At 42.2% G+C, this 20,685-nt stretch carries 22 protein-coding genes; 8 read left to right on the top strand and 14 right to left on the bottom strand.

Annotation, left to right across the window (positions count from 1 at the left end):
- Positions 1–15 precede the first annotated feature (15 nt).
- Genes FKG96_RS10510 through FKG96_RS10500 form a run of 3 tightly spaced genes read left to right on the top strand, consistent with a single transcriptional unit; the run spans position 16 to position 2,092 of the window.
- The gene (locus FKG96_RS10510; RefSeq protein ID WP_013665899.1) at positions 16–606 is read left to right on the top strand and encodes a TetR/AcrR family transcriptional regulator; all 591 of its coding nucleotides are present in this window, start codon (positions 16–18) and stop codon (positions 604–606) included.
- Between the two features lie 11 nt (positions 607–617).
- Positions 618–857, top strand: coding sequence for a hypothetical protein (locus FKG96_RS10505; protein WP_130857141.1), 240 nt, complete (start codon positions 618–620; stop codon positions 855–857).
- Positions 858–862: 5 nt separating this feature from the next.
- Positions 863–2,092: an MFS transporter gene (locus FKG96_RS10500; protein ID WP_130857140.1), complete on the top strand. Its 1,230-nt coding sequence runs from the start codon at positions 863–865 to the stop codon at positions 2,090–2,092.
- On the opposite strand, the gene FKG96_RS10495 is transcribed toward FKG96_RS10500, so the two are convergent.
- Positions 2,089–2,529 (bottom strand): helix-turn-helix domain-containing protein, encoded by a 441-nt coding sequence (locus FKG96_RS10495; protein ID WP_130857139.1) that lies wholly within the window; start codon positions 2,527–2,529, stop codon positions 2,089–2,091. The genes FKG96_RS10500 and FKG96_RS10495 overlap by 4 nt on opposite strands.
- A gap of 46 nt (positions 2,530–2,575) precedes the next feature.
- Here FKG96_RS10495 and FKG96_RS10490 point away from each other — a divergent pair, with 46 nt between their 5' ends.
- Entirely contained in the window at positions 2,576–3,172 is a 597-nt protein-coding gene (locus FKG96_RS10490; RefSeq protein WP_130857138.1) for an FMN-dependent NADH-azoreductase, read from the top strand.
- A 103-nt stretch (positions 3,173–3,275) separates the two neighbouring features.
- Here FKG96_RS10490 and FKG96_RS10485 read toward each other — a convergent pair whose 3' ends face one another.
- The 11 genes from FKG96_RS10485 to FKG96_RS10435 all read right to left on the bottom strand — a co-directional run bounded on the left by FKG96_RS10485 (position 3,276) and on the right by FKG96_RS10435 (position 14,624).
- On the bottom strand, positions 3,276–4,061 hold the full coding sequence (locus FKG96_RS10485; protein WP_130857137.1) for a thioredoxin family protein: 786 nt from the start codon (positions 4,059–4,061) through the stop codon (positions 3,276–3,278).
- 100 nt (positions 4,062–4,161) lie between these two features.
- Positions 4,162–5,655, bottom strand: coding sequence for a glycerol kinase GlpK (locus FKG96_RS10480; protein ID WP_130857136.1), 1,494 nt, complete (start codon positions 5,653–5,655; stop codon positions 4,162–4,164).
- 1 nt (position 5,656) lies between these two features.
- Entirely contained in the window at positions 5,657–6,625 is a 969-nt protein-coding gene (locus FKG96_RS10475; RefSeq protein ID WP_013665892.1) for an ABC transporter permease, read from the bottom strand.
- 15 nt (positions 6,626–6,640) lie between these two features.
- Positions 6,641–8,146: a sugar ABC transporter ATP-binding protein gene (locus FKG96_RS10470; RefSeq protein WP_130857135.1), complete on the bottom strand. Its 1,506-nt coding sequence runs from the start codon at positions 8,144–8,146 to the stop codon at positions 6,641–6,643.
- Positions 8,130–8,804 (bottom strand): DUF2291 family protein, encoded by a 675-nt coding sequence (locus FKG96_RS10465; protein ID WP_130857134.1) that lies wholly within the window; start codon positions 8,802–8,804, stop codon positions 8,130–8,132. The genes FKG96_RS10470 and FKG96_RS10465 overlap by 17 nt, the downstream gene beginning before the upstream one ends.
- Positions 8,785–9,726, bottom strand: coding sequence for a D-ribose ABC transporter substrate-binding protein (locus tag FKG96_RS10460; protein WP_149105505.1), 942 nt, complete (start codon positions 9,724–9,726; stop codon positions 8,785–8,787). The genes FKG96_RS10465 and FKG96_RS10460 overlap by 20 nt, the downstream gene beginning before the upstream one ends.
- 46 nt (positions 9,727–9,772) lie before the next feature.
- Positions 9,773–10,747: a transketolase family protein gene (locus FKG96_RS10455; RefSeq protein ID WP_013665888.1), complete on the bottom strand. Its 975-nt coding sequence runs from the start codon at positions 10,745–10,747 to the stop codon at positions 9,773–9,775.
- Between the two features lie 5 nt (positions 10,748–10,752).
- Positions 10,753–11,562, bottom strand: coding sequence for a transketolase (locus tag FKG96_RS10450; protein WP_130857132.1), 810 nt, complete (start codon positions 11,560–11,562; stop codon positions 10,753–10,755).
- An 11-nt stretch (positions 11,563–11,573) separates the two neighbouring features.
- Positions 11,574–12,992, bottom strand: a complete 1,419-nt coding sequence (locus FKG96_RS10445) for an L-fucose/L-arabinose isomerase family protein (protein WP_149105504.1) — start codon at positions 12,990–12,992, stop codon at positions 11,574–11,576.
- Positions 12,993–13,025: 33 nt separating this feature from the next.
- A complete protein-coding gene (locus tag FKG96_RS10440; RefSeq protein ID WP_149105503.1) occupies positions 13,026–13,799 on the bottom strand; it encodes a DeoR/GlpR family DNA-binding transcription regulator in 774 nt (257 codons plus the stop codon).
- 264 nt (positions 13,800–14,063) lie between these two features.
- Positions 14,064–14,624, bottom strand: coding sequence for an NADPH-dependent FMN reductase (locus FKG96_RS10435; protein ID WP_013665884.1), 561 nt, complete (start codon positions 14,622–14,624; stop codon positions 14,064–14,066).
- Between the two features lie 39 nt (positions 14,625–14,663).
- Between FKG96_RS10435 and FKG96_RS10430 the strand changes: the two genes are divergently transcribed.
- The 3 genes from FKG96_RS10430 (at position 14,664) to FKG96_RS10420 (ending at position 16,657) form a co-directional block, all read left to right on the top strand.
- Positions 14,664–15,251, top strand: coding sequence for a Crp/Fnr family transcriptional regulator (locus tag FKG96_RS10430; protein ID WP_013665883.1), 588 nt, complete (start codon positions 14,664–14,666; stop codon positions 15,249–15,251).
- A gap of 78 nt (positions 15,252–15,329) precedes the next feature.
- Positions 15,330–16,199, top strand: a complete 870-nt coding sequence (locus FKG96_RS10425; RefSeq protein ID WP_013665882.1) for a pirin family protein — start codon at positions 15,330–15,332, stop codon at positions 16,197–16,199.
- A gap of 158 nt (positions 16,200–16,357) precedes the next feature.
- A complete protein-coding gene (locus FKG96_RS10420) occupies positions 16,358–16,657 on the top strand; it encodes a GNAT family N-acetyltransferase (protein WP_130857130.1) in 300 nt (99 codons plus the stop codon).
- Between the two features lie 17 nt (positions 16,658–16,674).
- Here the strand turns inward: FKG96_RS10420 and FKG96_RS10415 are convergent, their stop codons facing one another.
- Positions 16,675–18,927, bottom strand: coding sequence for an ABC transporter permease (locus FKG96_RS10415; protein ID WP_371719653.1), 2,253 nt, complete (start codon positions 18,925–18,927; stop codon positions 16,675–16,677).
- A 408-nt stretch (positions 18,928–19,335) separates the two neighbouring features.
- Between FKG96_RS10415 and FKG96_RS10410 the strand changes: the two genes are divergently transcribed.
- On the top strand, positions 19,336–19,584 hold the full coding sequence (locus tag FKG96_RS10410; protein ID WP_013665879.1) for a hypothetical protein: 249 nt from the start codon (positions 19,336–19,338) through the stop codon (positions 19,582–19,584).
- Between the two features lie 94 nt (positions 19,585–19,678).
- Here FKG96_RS10410 and FKG96_RS10405 read toward each other — a convergent pair whose 3' ends face one another.
- The gene (locus FKG96_RS10405; protein ID WP_130857128.1) at positions 19,679–20,659 is read right to left on the bottom strand and encodes a YwqG family protein; all 981 of its coding nucleotides are present in this window, start codon (positions 20,657–20,659) and stop codon (positions 19,679–19,681) included.
- Positions 20,660–20,685: the final 26 nt, after the last annotated feature.

Raw genomic sequence — 20,685 nt, 5'->3', positions numbered from 1 at the left:
CATTATGTATACCACATGAGAAATAGGGATATAGAAAAAGAGCAACTGGTAAAGCAAAAAGCAATAGAACTGATCGGAAAGGGCGGATTGGATTACTTTAGTATAAATAAGCTGGCGAAGGAGTGTAAGATTTCTGTCGCTACTATTTACATCTACTATAAGGATAAAGATGATCTGATCAGCAGACTAGCGGCGGAACAGGGCGAGACAATGGCCGACGATCTTGTACGGGGCTTGGATCCGGACGCTCCTTTTGAGCAAGGCTTGAGGACACAATGGGCGAATCGCTATCGGCAAATGCTCAATAATCAGACCCTTAGCTTATTTTTCGAACAAATTAGAAGTACTTTGTATTATAACCGTTTCATGGGAGCTTTCACAGAGAAAGCCGAGCCTATTTTGGGCGCCTTCGTTCAGCATGCTGTCGATCGAGGAGACATTCCAAATCTTCCGCTGGAAGTCTATTGGTCGGTCGCCTTTGGTCCTTTATATGGGCTCGTGAAATTCCATAATGATGGTGTAAGTTTAAACGGTCGTCCCTTTACTTTAAAAGAGGAAATGCTCTGGCAAGCTTTTGAATTGGTAGTGAAGGCATTTAAAAAATAGACTTCCCAAATATGAGTGATATCATTATGCAAAAATTTGAACACGTACTTATATTCAAAACAAGCATTGAAGATAGCAACTGCAAGCATAAAGTTGCTCGAGTGCTTGATCAGCTAGGAACCATAGAAACTTGGTCGGTTGATTTAAGCGACGAAGATTATGTCTTACGGGTAGTGAGTCCTACCCTTTCCTCCGACGATATTATGGAGTTGGTACATGGATGTGGTTTTGAATGCGAAATACTAAGCTAGCACAAATGCAAACGGAAAAAAAAGCACCCTTTACACCCTACGAACGATTGGTAATCTTAATACTGGCTTTTACACAGTTCACCATTATACTCGATTTTATGGTCATGTCGCCTCTAGGCGATATGTTGATCAAAGCCATGGACATTAGAGCCAATTCCTTTGCACTGGCTGTCTCGGCCTATGCTTTTAGCGCAGGCGCATCAGGCCTTCTCACGGCAGGATTTGCTGATAAATACGATCGTAAAAAGCTACTGCTGTTTTTCTACATTGGTTTTGTCATCGGAACACTCCTTTGTGGTTTAGCCAATACACTCTTCACCTTAGTAGCCGCGCGTGTTATTACCGGTTTATTTGGCGGTGTTATTGGTGCCATTTCCATGGCTATTATTACGGACCTTTTTACCTTGGAGAAACGTGGTCGTGTCATGGGAGTTGTACAAATGGGTTTCGGTGCCAGTCAAGTGTTGGGTATTCCCATCGGCCTGTTCATAGCAAATAGGTGGGGCTGGGAAATGCCTTTCTTTATGATCTCCGTATTGGCCATACTTATCGTTATTGCCATTGCCTGCTGGCTGCGGCCGGTTACTGAACACCTTGCCTTGCAGAGCAAGGAAAACTCACTCGTGCACCTTTACCGAACAATTGCCAATGGAGATTATCGTATTGGCATGGCAGCTACGGCACTGCTGTCGATAGGTGGCTTTATGCTGATGCCCTACGCCACTGTTTTTGCAGTTAATAATCTAGGTATTTCGCACGAACAACTTCCTGTCCTTTTCATGGTTTCGGGCTGCTTTTCGCTGGTGATGATGCCTGCTTTAGGAAAATTAAGTGACCGGATTGATAAATACAAGTTATTTGCGATCGCCAGTATTGGTCTGATGTTCATGAGTATCTTTTATACGCAACTTGGCCCCACACCATTTTGGGTGGTGCTTGTCTTCAACGTGCTCATCACTACTACCGTAATAGGCCGTATGGTACCCTCTACCGCACTTGTTAGTGCCGTACCTGAGCAGAAAGATCGCGGTGCCTTTATGAGCATAAACTCTTCCTTGCAGCAGATCGCAGGTGGCGTTGGCGCCACCATCGCAGGCATGTTGGTAAGCCAGGCAGGTAAAGATAGTGTATTGGCAGGATACAATTATGTAGGAATCGTCGTTGCCTGTGTTAGTTGCATATCGTTGCTATTGCTTTATCTAGTTAAACGCATCGTGATGCGTAAAAGCAGCTAGACGCTCTTATTCGATTGCATGAGCTTTCTTTTATTTTGTATGTATTCCCTGTGCTGTTTACCCCAAATAGCTAGGGAGTTAATTACTTCTTTCAATGAATCACTGTGTGATGTCAACTCGTAGTGGATTTGCACAGGTACGGTATTCAGCACCTTTCTTTCTATAAACTCATTCAGTTCCAGCTCTCTTAATTCTTTCGAAAGTACCTTTGGCGTAATTTCACCGATTGACTTTTCGATTTCTGTAAAGCGTGTAGCCCCCTCCGTCAGCGCAATAATCACCAACAATTTCCACTTTCCATTCAGTACATATAAAGCATCTCTAACTGCCTGAATATTTTCAGTGCACGTTTGTTTAGTGTATACGTGATCTTCCATAAAACAAAGATAGCAATTGCGACTATACCAAAGGATAGCACTATCCTTTGGTATAGTCATATCTTTTTGAAAGTACCACTGCTTACTTTTGAAAAAATTTAAAACGATGAATATATTACATATTATCTCTAGTCCTAGAGGCAAGGACTCTTTCAGTATCAAACTTGGAAATGAAATTGTGACAAGGCTTTCTGCTAAGTATCCGGGCAGCAATGTAAAAGTACATAACTTAACAGAGACGCACTTTCCACATTTAGAAGAGGCGCATCTCCATGCCTTCATGACCGAGCCGTCCAAAAGGACCGAAGCACAGGCCACTGCAATCAAACATTCGGATGAGGCCATTGCCGAGCTGCAAAAAGCCGACATCATCGTTATAGGCGCTCCTATGTATAATTTTGGTATACATTCCACTTTAAAAGCTTGGCTCGACCATGTTATGCGCGCAGGTGTTACCTTCAAATACGGAGCTGAAGGGCCTGAAGGATTGCTAATAGGTAAAAAAGTCTATTTAGCCATTTCTTCCGGTGGCATATATGCTGAAGGACCGATGCGGTCTTTTGATTTTACCGAGCCCTACCTCACGAAGGCGCTCAATTTTATTGGCCTAGATGACATCACCACTTATCGTGTTGAGGGTGTTGCTATTCCTGGTATACAAGAAAATGCTTTTGAAAAGGCCGTAGATACATTAGCAATCTGAGTTATTTTTTCGAGGTTCAAAAACCCAAAAAACAAAGCCAGCTGTTTCATCAAAGAAATGGCCGGCTTTACTTTGTCATTATTTTAATGGTGTGACAATTTTTTCATTTCTCATCTAAATCAAAACGCGCTGCTTGTGAAATATGACCGTTCCGGAGGTTTTGCACAAATCCAACCAGTTCCCATCCTTTTTCATTGAAATCGTCAGGTAAATAAAATACAATCTCTTTTTTTCCATTTAAGCTTTTACGTGCTAATTTCCTTACTACCTGTACATGTGTCAGGTTTCGACCTGCATTCTCGCCAGCTTTTACACTACTGGCTGTTGATTGTTGAACAAGTGTAAGTACCAATTCGGCCTCTTCTTGGTCAGCGACACCTTGATAATGTATTACCGCCTTTTTATTTTGTATTTTGCAACTTAAACGAAGGGACGATGAAGCCTTTTGTGCTAATTGCCGTTTGATTGCATTGAATACGGCACCTGCTTCCGAGCCGATCATTTCCTCTGAGCCATTCACAATCACCTGTGGGGTATAAATAGTTTGGAGCTTCATCCAATTGGCATATTGCTTTTGCCTAAGTGAAAATTCATGATCGCTAAATCGGTCTTTCCAACCTTGATGATCCCAATAATCCACATGAAAAGCTAAAATGTATAGCTGTTTGTTTTCATTTTCCGCTTGGATTTTTTCCATCAATTCATCGGCGGGAGGGCAACTTGAACAACCTTCAGAAGTAAATAGCTCAACAACGGCAAAACCTCCTTCATTTTTGGGCGATTGTATTTTTTTTATTTCCTTTTCATACCTGAAGTCGATAAATGCGGCAGTTGTCACCAATAAAACTGCCAAGCCCGCGGCAGAAGCAATTATTTTTAATGTGTTCATAACCTATATTTTTGATATAGGTTAAAAGTAGATAATGTTAGCAACTGAGATAAGAACGAATCTCGTGAATTGGACAAAGTCAACGATGAACTAGACAAAATCAGGACTTTGTCGCATGTATAAATCGTTGCCATCCACGATAAGCTTCGGCTACCTTTGCTACTTGCGTAGTCTTCGCAATAGGATGCCGATGATAAAGAGATTGAACGCTATCCAGGTCAGGAAAAATGTTCGCCTTGAGGCCTGCCAGAAAACCGGCACCGAAAGCGGATACATTTTTATTTTCGTTCCTGATGACTTTTGCCTCCAGTAAATCACTTAAAAACTGCACAACGAAGTTATTGCTACTTGCACCTCCGTTCACCATAAGTTCTTGAATAGGAATACCCGTGTCTTGTTTCATGGCAGATAACACATCTTGTATTTGGTAGGCAATGGACTCCAACGCTGCACGCACGATATGGTTCTTATTGCTCGAAAACGTTAAACCTTCCAAAGAGGCTTTTCTGTTCATATCCCAGAAAGGAGCGCCTAAACCGCTAAAAGCGGGTATTAGGTAAACGCCATTGTTGTCAGTTACCGATGTTGCCATGTTTTCCGCCTCCGCGAAATCAGTAAGCAACCCAAGTTCCGTTTTTAACCATGCCAAAGGTGAGGCGCAGGATACGATAATACCCTCCAACGCATAGTCCACCCGATCCTCCGTACTCCAGCAGATGGTTGAAACCATTCCGGAATTAGAATTTCGGCGCTCGGTTCCTACGTTGAATAGAATCGAACAACCTGTACCTAAAGTGGCTTTGGCGGTACCCGGATAGATGCATGCCTCTCCAAAAGCGGCGGCATGCGAATCACCAATCATTGCCTGGACAGGAAGTGCTCGTTTGAACAATCCTTCAAAATGACTCGATCCGAATGCATAGGACGAAGGTTTAACCTCTGGCAATCGGATGCCCTCCAAGCCAAAAAGAGCGATTAATTCCCGATCCCAGCTCAGTGTATTTAAGTTAAATAACAAGGTACGCGAAGCATTGGTATAATCGGTAAGATAAGCCTCTCCTTTAGTTAAACGATAGAGCAACCATGTATCAACCGTCCCAAAATAAGCTTTACCCGCCTTAATAGCCTTTTGGATTTCGGGATTATTACGGTATAACCAAATCAGTTTAGTGCCTGAAAAATAAGGATCGATGAATAAACCCGTTTTATCATGTATAACATTACCTAAATCCAGACTTTGCATCTCATAACAAACATCAACCGATCGCTTACATTGCCATACCACCGCGTTGCACAAAGGTGAACCAAATTCGTCCCAAAGAAGAAAGGTTTCGCGTTGATTGGAAATGCCACAGGAAACGATCGCCGACAAAGAGGCACCGGTAGATTGATACTGCTGCAAACAAGCACGAACAGACTGTAAAACATTTTTATAAATATCTTCCGGATGCTGCTCTACAAAGCCCTCGCCAAAATAACTTGTTTTTAAGGGGATTGTTGCTTCTGCACAAATGTTCCCTTTACTGTCAAAAACAAGCGACTTCGTACCGCTAGTGCCTTGATCGATCGCTAAAATACAAGAACTTGCTGTCATGTTATTCTTCTTTATGATTTGCTTTGTCAATCATAACTGCTAAGAGGATAACTGCGCCTTTTACGACTTGTTGCCAAAAGGGCGAAACATCCATCAGTACCAAGCCATTATTCAATATACCGATTATCATCGCTCCCAGTACCGTCCCTGCGATCGTGCCCCTTCCTCCGGCGAGCGAAGTACCACCAATGACTACAGCTGCAATGGAATCCAGCTCATAACTTAAGCCGGCATTCGGTTGGGCCGAATTTAAACGCGACGTCACCATAATACCTCCTATCGCTGCTAAAATTCCAGCCAAGGTGTACACCCAAATTTTCACCCTGTTGATATTAATTCCCGATAACCTCGCAGCATTCTCATTACCGCCAATGGCATAAATGTATTTACCAAAGGCCGTTCGGTTCGTCAATATGATCGCTCCAATCACAATCAGTGCTGCAATCCAAACAAGAACGGGCACACCTAAAAACCAACCGGTACCGATATAGGCAAATTCCTTACCCAAAGAAGAAATTGGATACCCCTTGGTCCAAAGCATGGTAAAGCCCCTTGCAATAGTTAACATAGCCAAGGTCGCTACAAAAGGTGGTACTTTGAATTTCGTAATTACCAAGCCGTTAAAAGCCCCTAAGGCAGCTCCCACCAACAACCCGGATAATACGCCACCTAAAAGTGTAAATCCCACATAGAGATCATAAGAAGGCATTTCTATTCCAAACTTCAACAGACCGGCTACAACTGCGCCGCTAAAAGCTAAAATTGAACCCACGGATAGATCAATACCGGCTGTTAAAATTATCAGGGTCATTCCTACAGAAATACAAATATTAACTGAAATTTGTCGCAGCACATTCCATCCATTGGCAGGTGTAAGAAATTTATCGGAGAGGAAAGACAATATTACACACATTAGTACCAGTGCAATAAGCGATTGAAATTTGGCGATTTTGATACGCTGGTGAATCATTTTTCTCTTTTTAAATTAGATAGTTTTCGGAATGGCTGCCTTTAATATATTATCTTCATTAGCTTCCGCGGCTTGAAAAGTGGCAGTTAATCGGCCTTCGCTCATTACCATCACTCGATCTGATAGACACAGAATTTCCGGTAGTTCAGAGGAGACAACCACAATGGCCATCCCTTGTTCGGCTAAACTTAAGATCAGTTTATATATTTCGTTTTTAGCGTGGGGGTCAATACCTCGTGTGGGCTCATCTAATAACAATACACGGGGTTTAGTTACAAGGCATCGGGCTAGCACCACTTTTTGTTGATTCCCTCCGCTGAGATTTTTTGTTTGTTGGGTGGGCGAAGAACACTTGATCTTTAAGGAATCGACATAGTGCTGTGCCAGACTTAAGTCCTTTCTCTTATTGATAAAGCCGAACTCGCTCACTTCCTGCAGTCGACTGAGACTGACATTTGTTTTAATGTCAAGACCTAAAACCAAACCATTTTTCTTCCGATCTTCGGGTACTAAAACGATCCCTGCCTGTATGGCTTGCTGAGGAGATTTTAAACGAAGCGTCTGCCCGTCCATCAGAATCTCGCCGCTTTTACGGGTGTCATGCATACCGATGATAGTTTCCAGCAGTTCCGTTCTACCTGCTCCCATTAAACCGAACAGACCTAATATTTCACCCCGATGAACTTGAAAAGAAGCATGATCGACGACGAGGCGTTGTTTCGAATGGACATCATACAAACACAGATTATCAACTTTTAACACTACCTCTTCAGCCAGGGCCCTGGTTCCTACTTTCAATAATTGAATATCCCTACCCACCATTTTACTGATCAATACATCATGATTCACGTTACATATATCGCCACTTTCAACCACACAACCGTCACGTAACACGATGTAAGCATCTGCTATTTTGAACAATTCATCCAATTTATGAGAGATATAGACAATCGTTTTACCTTCACTTCGAAGTCTTTCAATAATATCAAAAAGCACGTCCACTTCCTGTTCACTGATAGCCGAGGTTGGTTCATCCATAATCAAGACATCGGCATCTGTCAGTAAAGCTTTGGCAATTTCTACCACTTGTTGTTGTCCAACCTTCAAATCGCGTATGAGGCAATCCACACTAAGATCAAGTTTCAATCTTTGCAGTAGACTTTGGGTTTGCTTACGCATGGTCTTCCGATCAACAAACCCCCAAGTGTCGATAAGCTCTCTTCCCAAATAAATATTTTCGAAAATCGAAAGGTCCGGAATCAAATTAAGTTCTTGATGAATGATAGCGATGCCGCTATTCTGCGCTTCCTTTGGATTTGCAAAATGCATTTCACGCCCCTTGTATACAACCTGCCCCTCGTAGGAGGTATATACACCTGACAGTATTTTCATAAGCGTCGACTTCCCAGCTCCATTTTCACCGATAAGTGCAGTAACTTTCCCCGGCATCAACTGAAGGTTAACATTATTAAGCGCAGTTACTCCTGCAAATCTCTTGGTAATATTAACGGTCTCTAACATCTTGATCCTTTTTATCGTTAGTTTCCAATCGTTCCAGCTGTAGAGGAATAATAGTTGCTTCTGTTAGTTGCGGAGCTTTTGTGCTTAAACCAAGGGCACCTGTAAATCGAAGGCTATCGCCGGGCTTGAAGTTCTCCGAGATAGGCACTATCTCCTTACGAACTAACTCATTAATCTTTTCAGAGAGCTCATTGAACACCATCGTATTATCAAAAGAGTCTACCGCTATCAAGCCAGCTGCGTCTCTTGCTGCCGTTCCGTATATGTATTTTGTCGCTAGCTTAATGGCTGGCTTTGTGTCACTTCGGCTCCATATATAATCGGAGTCCGTTTGCACAACCACACCGGCGCCTGTCACCATAAAATAGCGAAGGTCTCCATCGCTTACTGCATGAGAATAGCTTGCAAAGGCTTGCGAAGCATTTTCCACCAGCGCCCTACGAAGCAGAGTAATATCCACAAATTCAGACTTGGCGTTAGGAATAAGCTTAAACAAGTAATTCTTAGCATAACTATCAATATTAAGATCCTTGACACTTGCCTTAACCCTCTGAAGGCTTTTGAAGTAAACAGAATGGTAAATCAAAGTGGCACCTATAAGGGCCATGAATACATATTTAAGTCCGCGCTTCATCATATTACTTAGTTTTTTTGCCATAAGCAATATATTGGTTGATATTTTCCTGCGTCACAACATCCACTGCAATCGGTAGCTTCTTACGAAATGTCCGCTCTCCTTTGAAGTAAGCATCTGCAAACTTAGCCGCTTTCTCAGCGATTACTTTAGGAAATTGCATGGCGGTAGCCTGTATACGGCCATCTGCAACTGCATGTACGGCATCTTCGGCACCGTCGAAGCCATATATTTTTATCTGATCTTGCTTTCCCGCTGCGACCGTTGCTTGATAAGCGCCCATTGCCATGGCATCATTTCCACAAAAAACACCCTTAATATCCGGATGTCCCTGTAAAATAGATTCCATTACTTCCATGGCTTTATTGCGGTCAAAATCAGCGCTCTGTTGAGCTACCATTTTCAAATTGGGGAAATTATCCACTACGCTATGGAAACCTTTGGAGCGATTCCAGGTATTGTTATCCGAAACAATACCCAATATTTCCGCATAATTCCCCCGTCGCTCCAAATCGTTGGCAAATAATTCACCCAATTGTACACAGGCCGCATAGCTATCCGATAGGATCTGTGAAGTGGCTGCAGATCGCGAGTTAATCTCCCGGTCCATGCAAAAAACCGGGATGTTGGCTTCCATTGCCTTTGTTGCATTTACGACAGAGCCTTCCGCATCCGTGGGATTAAACAAAATAGCATCAAAGCCGGCGGCTATTGCATTTTCAAAATGATCCGTTTCTAAAGCTGTATTATTTTGAGAATCGAAAATCTTAGTGGTATAACCCAAAGCTTGTGCTTTTTCCGCGGCAGATTCTGCCAAAAAGACAAACCATGGATTATTGAGCGTAGAAACTACGATCGCGATTTGCTTCTTTTGGCTATCTTTATTCCTACCACCGCAACCAAAACATAGCAGCAGCAATAAGGCCCATACTTTTAGATGGTTCATAAAATGGTTTGTGTTAGTTTATAAATGCCGATGTATAAGGTGTTTCTTATGTCATCGTGTTCAGTAGGGTTAAAGCGGCATCCGCTAAACCTACTTCTGAAATACCGTAATGATTAAAAATCTCAATTTGTGATCCGGTAACGGTATATTCATCCGGTATCCCAACAATTTTAAAAGGTTTTCGATAATCGTGTTGTAGAAGAAAAGATGCGCAGGCTTCCCCAAGTCCTCCGTTTATACTATGCTCTTCTACCGTCACAATCGCCTTTGCATTTGCTGCAAAGTATTGCAGCAATTCGGTATCTAATGGCTTTATGGTATGCATACTTACCACGGCAATATCCAAGTTCCGCTCGCTCTTCAGTTTTTGCGCGGCCATTAAAGCCGGATAAACAGTTTCCCCCGTAGCGATAAAAGCCAAATCTTGTCCCCTTCTAACAACCCTACCCTTTCCTAAAGTGAAGCTGTCAGTTGAATCCTCTGTCAGCAAAGGCATAGGTTTCTTTCCAAAACGCAGATAGATGGGCTGATCCAGGTGATAAGCTTGCAAAATAGCTTGTTCCGTTTCATAATTATCAGCCGGTGCCACAATTTTCAAGTTGTTAATGGCTCTAAGTGCTGCAAAATCGTGTAAGCTGTGGTGAGTGGAGCCCAAAGCTCCATAACTGACACCCGCACTGATACCGATGAGGCGCACCGGATTATCCGAATATGCGACATCATTTTTAATCTGTTCCAAGGCTCTTGCCGTTAGAAAGCAGGCGGGAGACACCGCAAAAGCCTTTTTACCCGTAGAAGCCAAACCTGCAGCTACCCCAACCAAATTCTGTTCAGCAATGCCGACCTCTACCATTTGGGTCGGATATTTTTTACCGAAAGGCACAAGCTTACCTGACCCCCTGGAATCGCTGGTAATCACTACGACATTGCGGTCGCCCGTTGCCAAATGCTGCAAAGTCGCAGAAAACACTTCCAAATTCGGTTTGGTAACCTGCAAATCGTCTGTTAATACATTTCCCATAATGTTTATGCACTTAGTTCCGCTACTGCTTGCGCATATTGCTCCTCATTCGGAACACCATGATGCCAGCTAATATTATGCTCCATGAAACTCACACCTTTGCCTTTCACCGTATGAGCGATAAGCATACTAGGCTTTCCTACCTCAAAAGGTACACTTTCCAATGCATCTTTTATTGCCGCTAAATCGTGGCCATCCACATGTTTAACCGCCCAACCGAAGCTTTCGAATTTCAGATCCACGGGATCGGTGTTACAAACGTCCGCTGTCGATCCGGTAATTTGTAAATTATTCTTATCTAGAATGGCACATAGATTATCAAGCTTATAGTGTGCTGCCGTCAGGGCTGCTTCCCAATTGGATCCCTCAGGCAATTCGCCATCACCCAATAAGGTAAATACCCGGTAATTTTTTTCATCCATTTTTGCTGCCAATGCAGTGCCGACACTAATCGGCAAACCGTGTCCAAGTGCCCCCGTATTTTGTTCTACGCCATTTACCTTACGGGTAGGATGTCCTATATAGTGTGATTGGTAACGGCATAGTGTATTTAAATCGCCTTCCGAAAAAAAACCTTTATCGGCCAATACTACAAATAGGGCTTCTACACAATGCCCTTTACTCTGAATATAGCGATCTCGATCAGGCGATTCAAAGTTGTCCGGACTAACATTTAACACCACGTTATACAGTACATTTAGAATATCAATGCATGATAGGCTCCCTCCCGTATGACCGGCATTTGCGCCCACTATATATTTTAAAATCTTTTGACGATACTCCTTTGACTTCGCAATTAATTCACTTACTATCATAACTTTACGATTTAATTTTCGGGACAGTGTTGATAAACTTCCCAGCCCATATAATTCCCCAAGGCTTCTTTCAAGATGCCCGCCGTGTTGGAGGCATTCATAACCACATGATGCTCAAAACCGTTACGACACACGTATTGCATCAAACGCTGTAAGTCCGGAATCTGTGCTACCGCACGATTTCCAAAAGTATTCAAAGGGTCGTCTGTAAGCGTTCCTTCTCCAATATATGCTTTGATGATGCCTTTAGGATCATCCGTACTAATACGTCCATACGTCAAAGGAGAAGCCGGCGTGCGACCGTCGAGCGCTCCATACGTATTTTCGACACCAACGGAAGTACCTAAAATGGGGGCATTGCTAATTTCAACGTCAGGCAGGAATGACTTTGCCCAATTACCACAATGGAAAAGCACACATTTATTGGCATCATCGGCATAGTTATTATTCCAGTCGACCAAAGCACTCGGCGAGCTCGAAGCCAACTGCATCGCATACATGCTTAATGTTCCCGTCACGTCCACCTCACAGGCACTTGGTAGCATGTTTTCACTCATGATGCTCATGCTGGTACATACATTACAGCCATAGTTTGTTTGAAGCGACGTCCAACACTGGATTGCTGTAGCGTCCAAATCATGTTCTACCATAAACTGATTTAATACCACATCCAGCTTGGCAATCTGTATCATTGCTTCATCAGGGGTTTTCCCTTGTGAAGCGTAAGCGTTAATTCTGTCGAGATGCTCTTTTACCGATGCATCCTCTTTAGTCAAACGATTGGCTCTACCTAAGATCTCGGATAAGTCGACGGTAATGACTGAAATACCATGGCGCTGTAAAAGCTTTTCGCTATACCGAACCGTATTGAACCCGCCAGGCCTAGCTCCCACAGCACCAATCCTTAAACGTTTCAATCCACCTACCACACGACAGACGGCTAAAAAATCAAGCACTTCCTGAGCAAAAGCGGGATCCTTTGGATGCAACACATGTTGATTCGTAAGGGTGTATTTTATTCCATATTGATATAGATTATTGCATACCGAAATCTTCCCACACCATGAATCACGTCGCCTGGCAAGGTCCAATTTGTTCAATTCATCCGGATAGGCCTGTACTAAAACAGGGACATCCAAACCAGCCAATTTTAGGGTTTCGGCCACACCACGTTCATCACCAAAATTAGGCAATACCACTAATATGCCCACTATTTCCGAAGCATGTCTCCTAAACAGTTCGGCGCATCGTTGGGCATCTTTAAAAGTTTCCACGCCTCCTAATTTTGTCTGAAATTCGTCCAGCACGACGTAATTTATGTGCAACCTTTCGAGCTGTTCCATAATCTCAAGGCGTGCTTCCGAAACCAATTTATCCGGAAAAAAATCGCGGTTTCCGATAATAACGCCTAAAGTCCCCTTATTATTCATATCGAATGTTTATATGTTAGTTTAGTTTATGCTTTAAGCAAGTAGAATTTCGATATCATTTTCTTCAAACACATTCTTGTCACGCTCATTGATATCAGAGTCTGTAATGACATAATCCACTAAGGATAATGCACCAAGGCTGGCAAAAGAGCTTTTTCCGATTTTTGTTGAATCTGCCACCAAATACGTTATTTCCGCGGCATCAATCATTGCTTTTTTCACTACAATATCGCTGATACTGGGATAGGTCAAACCAGCCTTCAACGAGAGTCCGGCTGTAGCAAGAAAAAGTTTCTGCACATAAATACCCTGAAAAAAATCAGCCGCCTTTTGTCCGGTAAGCGACAAGGTAGGTGGTTTAAATTCACCTCCTGTAACAATTAAGTCAATACCCGGTTCGGTCCCGAGCATCATGGCTATGTTCAGGGCATTGGTAATAACGGTAAGGTTCTTAAAACCCTTCAACTTCTTGGCAATTTCCGTTGTGGTTGAACCGGAATCAAGAATAATGCTGTCACCACTCTCAATATATTCAATACATTTACTCGCTATCTTTTCCTTTTTATCTAGGTTGTCTTGGTTACTAAGTGATAAGGTTCTTACTTTATCTTCTATATTTTTCAAATAAGCCCCTCCATGTTCCCGAACCAGAGCGCCCTCTTTTTCAAGCTTCTCCAAATCCTGCCGAATCGTAACTTCGGTTACTTTGAAGATTTTTGCCAGATTAATCACTTTGGCAAAACCGTCTTCCTTAAGCAACTCGATTATCTTTTCCCTTCGTTGGTTAGGCATTACCGTTTCTGACATATGCTTTCGTTTATTTTTGTTTTATTTTCGAAATCAAAAATAAACAAAGATTATAAAAAATCATAATAAAAATTGAAAGGCTTTTATTTTCGAAAACGAAAGATTGCTTGAGTTGTAGGCTTTCAGTTATAGGTTATAGGTCATGGCCAATACTAGTGCAGCAATTGGACAACTACACTTCATTAATAACAATAAAACCTTGCCTGCTTGTAGCAAGCAAAGTTTATCTTACCTTGTAATAAGCGATTTATGTTTTCCGCTTCCTTAGTTATGCATTCTTTTTTTTGCTTCGATAAACCACAGCAATTCGCTCACGAAAGTATGCGCTCTTTTATCTGTTTGCGCTTTGTCCAACGGTTCACCCTGTTCATTAAAAGCTTCCTGCACTTTGGCAACCGGAAACATAGCTGGTACAAGTATGGAGCCGATCTTCCATAGACTGAACACCAGGGATGTCATGACCTGTGCACCGCCGAAATTACCGGCCGATGCCGTAGCTAGCGCAATAGGTTTTTTACGCCATTCATCATATAGCAGATCGATTACGTTCTTTAGACTAGCCGGATATCCTCCATTATACTCCGGAGTAACCAGCAAAACGCCCTCTGCTTCCCTTATTTTTGCTGCAAAATCCAAAATCTTTTCGGACGGATTCTTTAAGAAGCGTAAACGCTCTTCAAACAGCGGAAAATCATAAATATCAAGATCGACCATCTCTACATCTGCCAACTGATTGCTTTCGATATAATTTTTAAAATAGAGGGCAACCCGGTGACTATTTCGACCTTGTCTGATACTGGCTGAGAGGAGAACAATTTTTGCCATGGCTTTTTTCGATGATGTATAAAATTACTAAATTGGCACATGCAAGCTTTCGAAAATTATCTCAAACGCCATACGCCTCTAACAGGAGAACAAATTAGCGTTTTGAAGCAGGAATTAAAAGAAAAAACCTATCAAAAAGGAAAAATTCTTTTAAGGGAAGGGGAATCAACAGGCCTTGGCTATTTTGTATGCAGTGGATTGCTTCGGGCCTACACGCTCGACAGCCAGGGCAAGGAACATACGATCCAATTTGCTCCTGAAGATTGGTGGCTTGGTGATCGCAATAGTTTTTATTTTCATGAGCCGGCAGCATTCAACATTGATGTGTTGGAAGAGACACAGGTAGTGATTGTTACCAAAAATTTCATGGAGCATGCTACTGAAATTTGTCCCGAATTCGGAAAATATCATATTTATCTTCTGCACAATAGCATTCGTTATATGCAACGTCGCATCAACCAGCTTTTAGCTGCAACCGCCGAAGAAAGATACCTGGACTTTATACGGCTCTATCCCAAATTGACTTTGCGCATATCGCAAATCATGATTGCCTCCTACCTTGGCATCACACCCGAATCATTAAGCCGGGTACGCAAAGAGTTGGCCAGGCGTAATAGTCGTGTTTAAACCAAAGCGATCTTTCTTACCATAGGTCAATTTTTTCGCCTCAAGACACCTGTACCTTTGTAGAAAGGAAAAGAAATCATGAAAAAGCTAATTGAGAACATTGTGTCTAAGCCAACTAGACCCGGAATGGTGGGCGATGGTTTTAGGGTGTTTAATTATTTTCCGAAGGGTGTTATTACGCAAAGGCGAATGAGTCCTTTTTTGATGTTAGATTTTAATGCCGCTTATGATTTTGGCCCTTCCGATCATGTGCGCGGTGTTGACGTACATCCTCACAAAGGATTTGAGACGGTTACCATTGCTTACAAAGGTAGCGTAGCCCATTATGATAGTGCCGGTAATAGTGGCGTTATTAACCCGGGCGATGTGCAGTGGATGACTGCCGGAGACGGGATATTGCATAAAGAATTCCATGAAGAAGCATTTTCGAAAAAAGGAGGATTATTTGAAATGGTACAATTGTGGGTGAACCTTCCCCAAAAAGACAAATCCGCAACACCTCATTACCAAGCTCTTCTTGCCGAAAATATGGGTAAACTCGTGCTCGAAAACAATCAGGGCATTGTCAACGTCATTGCAGGTAGCGCACAGGGCGTGCATGGGCCGGCGTCGACCTACACACCGCTCAATCTTTTTGACATACGGTTGAACAGTGGAGGAACCTTTCACACCTCAACGCCCAGTTCACACAACACAGCTGTCTTATCCATAAATGGGGAGATCGAAGTAAATGGTCAAAAAGTGGCTGAACACGGCTTTGTATTATTTAAAAATGAGGGTGAAGAAATAAGTATACATGCGCCGGAAAAGAGCATCGCGCTTTTATTAAGCGGTGAGCCCATCCACGAACCGATTGCCAGCTATGGCCCCTTTGTTATGAATACAGACGCAGAAATCAGGCAGGCAATTACGGACTTTAATATGGGTAAATTCGGTTATCTTGAGTAAGGTTTTTCGCAATGCACCGCATTTGGCTACAGACAAGAGCACACTTTCAGTCACTTTTCTTAGTCTAGATTAACAGCCCTAGTGGAAATACGCCGTAATTTTGCGACTAAATAAACAAAAAATACAATAGAAAGTACTTAAACTAATAAAGGCAACTTATGGAACAGTTAAAAGTAGCACTAGCAAACAATCGGGGCCAAATCCAGCTCCTCGTCGATGACCAACAGGTAGGTGAAATGGAAATTTCCGTTCATAACGGACAACTGACGGTCTATCACACGGAGGTTAATCCCGCATATGAAGGCAAGGGTTATGCAAAATTGCTGTTAAGCAAGCTAGTCGAGTACGCCCGTGAGAACAATTTAAAAATTGTGCCTCTGTGCCCCTATGTGCACGGCCAATTTAAACGTTATCCTGAGCTTTATCAAGACATTTGGTATACACAGAAAAACGATTAACGCCTCTTGCTCATGCACTATTCTGTCCGCAAACTGTTTATCGGATTAGTAATTGCCGCGCGTAATGCATTTAAACACACCACTACTAATGCTAACAGAAAAACTAAGCAACCTACCGCAACAAAGGTCCAGGCGCTGATATTAATTCGATAGCTATATTTTTCCAACCACTGATGCATTAACCACCAGGTAATTGGTACGGCCAAACAGAAAGAGATCGTAACCAGCTTTAAGAACTGTTTCGATATCAAAAAGAGTACCTGTTTTATAGTGGCCCCTAATACCTTTCGGATTCCAATTTCCCGAAAACGCTTTTCTACTGTAAAGGAAGCCAGTCCGGCCAAACCAATACAGCATATAAAAATAGCTAAGCCGGCAAAGATATTCGTGATTTTACTGATCAGCTCTTCGTTTATAAACTTTCTACCAAATTCCTCATCAGCAAATTGATAGGTAAAGGGGAAGGCTGGGTTGTATTTCTTAAATACCGTTTCAATAAAAGGCAGCGCCTTTTGCGGCGATATGCCATCGCGCAATCGCAGTGATATAACGCCCGTTGCGGTCGGATTGTAAAAAGTAAGCATAGGATCAACGGGCTGATAAGGTGATTCCATCACCACATTTTCAGTTACACCTATCACATTATATTTTTCATCACCAAAACGCATTTCCATTCCAATAGGATCTTTTAGCCCCATTGCTTCCACGGCGGCGCGATTTAGTAGAACAGAGGCCGAGTCGGCAGGCATACCCAAGAAATCGTGCCCCTGCAGTAAATTGATACCCATAGTTTTAGCAAAATCCACATCCGTGCGGATACCCGACACAACTAGATTCAAGTTTGCCGGTTTCCCGTTCCAATCAGGGGCGCCCGATTTCCACCATACCTGCGTAATGGGTGAGCTGGAACGTGTTACTGATTCTACCAATCGGCTAGCCAATAACTCATCTTTAATAACACGGAAATTTTTTTCCGTATCCTCTGTACCCGTAACCATAAGGAGATTATTCGCTTTATATCCCATATTTCGGTTTTTCACATATTGAATCTGCTGATAAACAATAATAGTTGCCGAAATCAGCAAAATAGAGATTACAAATTGCCCGACAACCAGTATATGTCTAGGCAATGCAGCCGCTTTGCCTGGCAAAAACACACCCTTCAACACTTTTATCGGATTAAAAGCAGAAAGGTACAACGCGGGATAACTTCCGGCAAGCAAGCCGGTAAAAAGTATGATAACCAAAGAGCCAAGCCAAAAATAAGGCTGGTTCATTTCAAGTGATAGCTCTTTTGCTACCAAGGTATTAAATGCCGGCAAGAGGAGAAAGACAAAACCGATAGACAATAAAAAAGCAAGGAGCACCAAGATGGTCGATTCGCTGAAAAACTGTAAAACCAATTGCATCTTTCCACTTCCCAAAGTTTTACGTATACCTAATTCTTTGGAGCGTTTCTCCGATCTGGCCGTCGAAAGATTCATGAAGTTTACGCAGGCAATCAACAAAATAATGACTGCTATAATTGAAAAAAGTTTTACATACTCAATCATGCCACCAACATTTTTTCCGTCCTTAAATTCACTGTATAAACGCCATTTGCTCATTGGAAAACTGAAATAAGTACTGATTTGATCGCCTGGATCATGCGTTTTTTTCAAGGTGTTAATCGTTTTATCAACCTGCTTTATGTCTGCTCCGACTACCGTCTGAACATAAACACGCCAACTAGAACCACTCCAGTTATTCATCATCCGCTTCGTATATTCGTCATTATAATTAAAGGGTCGTATGAAATCGAACTGAAAACTGGAATTTCCCGGCGGGTCAGCCACTACCGCTGTAACCTTTAAGTCACGATTTTCTTCTACAATCCGGAGGCTTTGGTTAATCGGGTTTTGCTTTCCAAAAATAGCCGTTGCGGCCGATTGTGTTAACACAATGGCAGAAGGGTCTTGAATGGCCGTGACTGCGCTCCCTTGCAGAAATCTCCAGGAAAACATATCAAAGAAATGTTCACTTACGGTCATACCATTCTTCTGTAAGATACGGTCGCCATGACGCATGGTCAAGTCATACCCTTGGGTAGTGACTACCGCATGCTTAATTTGCGGACTTGTCTTTTCCAAGGCGGAAGCAAGCGGCAACACCATATTATAATCAGTAAAGATGCGGTTATTAAAGTCGCGGTTAGCGATCACTACATAGGTATTGTCGTAGTTTACTTGAAACTTATCATAATTAAGTTCATCCCGTACCCAAAGTAAGATAAAAATCGTACAGGTAATGCCAATGGTCAGTCCAAGCATATTGGTGAACGCAAACCCTTTACTCCGAAGCAAGTTACGCCACGCTGTTTTGATATAATTTTTAATCATCTTCAGATTGATTTACAATTAGGCAAACAACAAATCTGCCAAGTTAGCAGATGCGTTAAAGGGGTAATTATAATACGATAGGAATAAGGGTACTGTTCGGAATCGAACAGTACCCTGTCCGATAATGGACGATCAATTCGGACGATAGTCGAAGGGAAACTCGCTAGTCCGCTCTTCAGTTCGTAATAATAAAATAATGACAAGACGCTATCGTGACATCCAGACCGGTATTTTATTTCGAAAAGCCAAATTAAATGGTTAAACTTGTATTAATTTAACAGCATTATTTTGTTAAATAATATGAAGAAAATAAGCAATATACAAATACCGGTTTTTGTCATTCATGAGCTCATCATCCGTCTGCAAGAAATCGACCCTTTAGTTGGCGAATACAAAAGCCATTACTTCTCAACAGAAGACGCTGTTGTTGAGACTAGTTATTTACAGCTGAGATTTCCTATGTATTTACTTCGAAAGCAATTTCAGGATCCGGAATTAATCAGTCAGGATGAACTGCGACAGCAATTGCCTTTTTACTTAGGGGCTTAATACCAGTGGAGAGCTTGTTACACAGTATCATCGCAACTGCCACTATTTTACAACTTAACCACTTTCCTACTCAACGTTTCAACTATTCAACTACCTAACTGCTCTCCAAGCCACAATAAACATTAGAAAAATCTGCTTTAGCTAAATCACTTTTGTGAATAACGAAATAAATCTCACCCGCATCCCAGAAACAAAATCCAGGTAATCTATCTGAGCTGACCTTGAGTAACACCGTAAAGTCGTTAGCATTTCCTCGTAGCTGATTGGCTGCCTCAATTTGCGGAGAATCATGTTGTTTGAATACATAACTATTCATGCTATGTACCGGTTTTACAGATAAGGTGTGCTCCTCCAATTGTCTTCTCAAATTCTCTGTTTGTTCGTACTCTTCTTCCAGGGCCGATAAGCTGGCGGCTTTCCCTTTATACAGACTGTCATCATTATAAAAATGAGGCACACTTACATATTTACCTACCTTTACACGATAGGGAGCAAAAACACCGTGGTCATCATAAATAAAATCATCTTCTATCTCTAATTCGGCAGCCGAAATTAATACATCCGTTTCCTGAGCATAAATCACTTTGGCGTTAAAATCTTCCTGATCCGTGATGAAGAAATAGAGTAACCCTTGCCGAGGAAGGTAATTTTGATATGAGGCAAGTTCTTCACAATTTATTTGTGCAATGAACTGATATCCCATTACACGATTATCATAGGTTGTAAAAACGGGATAGGTAATGCCACATGGCAAATCAGGCAATCCTCCAAATCTCGTATTCCCTCGATCGGAATAATCATCCGGATCTGTGGTTTCTAATGCCACAGATGCAAAGGCTAATGATCTGATCCCCTCCCTATAAGGCTCCCAATATTCCTCCACGAGCGCGTAGCTCAACTGCTTTTCTAACTCGGTATCATAAAGGCCAGAAAAATTTTCAATCGGACTCACGCCGATCGTCACCCATTCATCACCCTTGTTATACGTTGCACGAATACTTTCCAGCACAACTCCAGGGTTCTCGAAAATATCCGGCACTGTCATTTCAAATAAACTTGTCCTAATTGTTTGCATAGCCTATTAATCGGTTGAAAAATCAT

Origin of the sequence: Olivibacter sp. LS-1, assembly GCF_008245145.1 — a bacterium.
GTDB classification, from domain to species: domain Bacteria; phylum Bacteroidota; class Bacteroidia; order Sphingobacteriales; family Sphingobacteriaceae; genus Olivibacter; species Olivibacter oleidegradans.
Note: the sequence above shows the minus strand (reverse complement) of the source record. Positions and strands in the feature narration are given on the sequence as shown.

Excerpts from the sequence above, each read along its gene's own strand:
- FKG96_RS10510 (WP_013665899.1), top strand. The coding sequence starts at position 16 with ATGAGAAATAGGGATATAGAAAAAGAGCAACTGGTAAAGCAAAAAGCA.
- FKG96_RS10505 (WP_130857141.1), top strand. The coding sequence starts at position 618 with ATGAGTGATATCATTATGCAAAAATTTGAACACGTACTTATATTCAAA.
- FKG96_RS10500 (WP_130857140.1), top strand. The coding sequence starts at position 863 with ATGCAAACGGAAAAAAAAGCACCCTTTACACCCTACGAACGATTGGTA.
- FKG96_RS10495 (WP_130857139.1), bottom strand. The coding sequence starts at position 2,529 with ATGACTATACCAAAGGATAGTGCTATCCTTTGGTATAGTCGCAATTGC.
- FKG96_RS10490 (WP_130857138.1), top strand. The coding sequence starts at position 2,576 with ATGAATATATTACATATTATCTCTAGTCCTAGAGGCAAGGACTCTTTC.
- FKG96_RS10485 (WP_130857137.1), bottom strand. The coding sequence starts at position 4,061 with ATGAACACATTAAAAATAATTGCTTCTGCCGCGGGCTTGGCAGTTTTA.
- FKG96_RS10480 (WP_130857136.1), bottom strand. The coding sequence starts at position 5,655 with ATGACAGCAAGTTCTTGTATTTTAGCGATCGATCAAGGCACTAGCGGT.
- FKG96_RS10475 (WP_013665892.1), bottom strand. The coding sequence starts at position 6,625 with ATGATTCACCAGCGTATCAAAATCGCCAAATTTCAATCGCTTATTGCA.
- FKG96_RS10470 (WP_130857135.1), bottom strand. The coding sequence starts at position 8,146 with ATGTTAGAGACCGTTAATATTACCAAGAGATTTGCAGGAGTAACTGCG.
- FKG96_RS10465 (WP_130857134.1), bottom strand. The coding sequence starts at position 8,804 with ATGGCAAAAAAACTAAGTAATATGATGAAGCGCGGACTTAAATATGTA.
- FKG96_RS10460 (WP_149105505.1), bottom strand. The coding sequence starts at position 9,726 with ATGAACCATCTAAAAGTATGGGCCTTATTGCTGCTGCTATGTTTTGGT.
- FKG96_RS10455 (WP_013665888.1), bottom strand. The coding sequence starts at position 10,747 with ATGGGAAATGTATTAACAGACGATTTGCAGGTTACCAAACCGAATTTG.
- FKG96_RS10450 (WP_130857132.1), bottom strand. The coding sequence starts at position 11,562 with ATGATAGTAAGTGAATTAATTGCGAAGTCAAAGGAGTATCGTCAAAAG.
- FKG96_RS10445 (WP_149105504.1), bottom strand. The coding sequence starts at position 12,992 with ATGAATAATAAGGGGACTTTAGGCGTTATTATCGGAAACCGCGATTTT.
- FKG96_RS10440 (WP_149105503.1), bottom strand. The coding sequence starts at position 13,799 with ATGTCAGAAACGGTAATGCCTAACCAACGAAGGGAAAAGATAATCGAG.
- FKG96_RS10435 (WP_013665884.1), bottom strand. The coding sequence starts at position 14,624 with ATGGCAAAAATTGTTCTCCTCTCAGCCAGTATCAGACAAGGTCGAAAT.
- FKG96_RS10430 (WP_013665883.1), top strand. The coding sequence starts at position 14,664 with ATGCAAGCTTTCGAAAATTATCTCAAACGCCATACGCCTCTAACAGGA.
- FKG96_RS10425 (WP_013665882.1), top strand. The coding sequence starts at position 15,330 with ATGAAAAAGCTAATTGAGAACATTGTGTCTAAGCCAACTAGACCCGGA.
- FKG96_RS10420 (WP_130857130.1), top strand. The coding sequence starts at position 16,358 with ATGGAACAGTTAAAAGTAGCACTAGCAAACAATCGGGGCCAAATCCAG.
- FKG96_RS10410 (WP_013665879.1), top strand. The coding sequence starts at position 19,336 with ATGAAGAAAATAAGCAATATACAAATACCGGTTTTTGTCATTCATGAG.
- FKG96_RS10405 (WP_130857128.1), bottom strand. The coding sequence starts at position 20,659 with ATGCAAACAATTAGGACAAGTTTATTTGAAATGACAGTGCCGGATATT.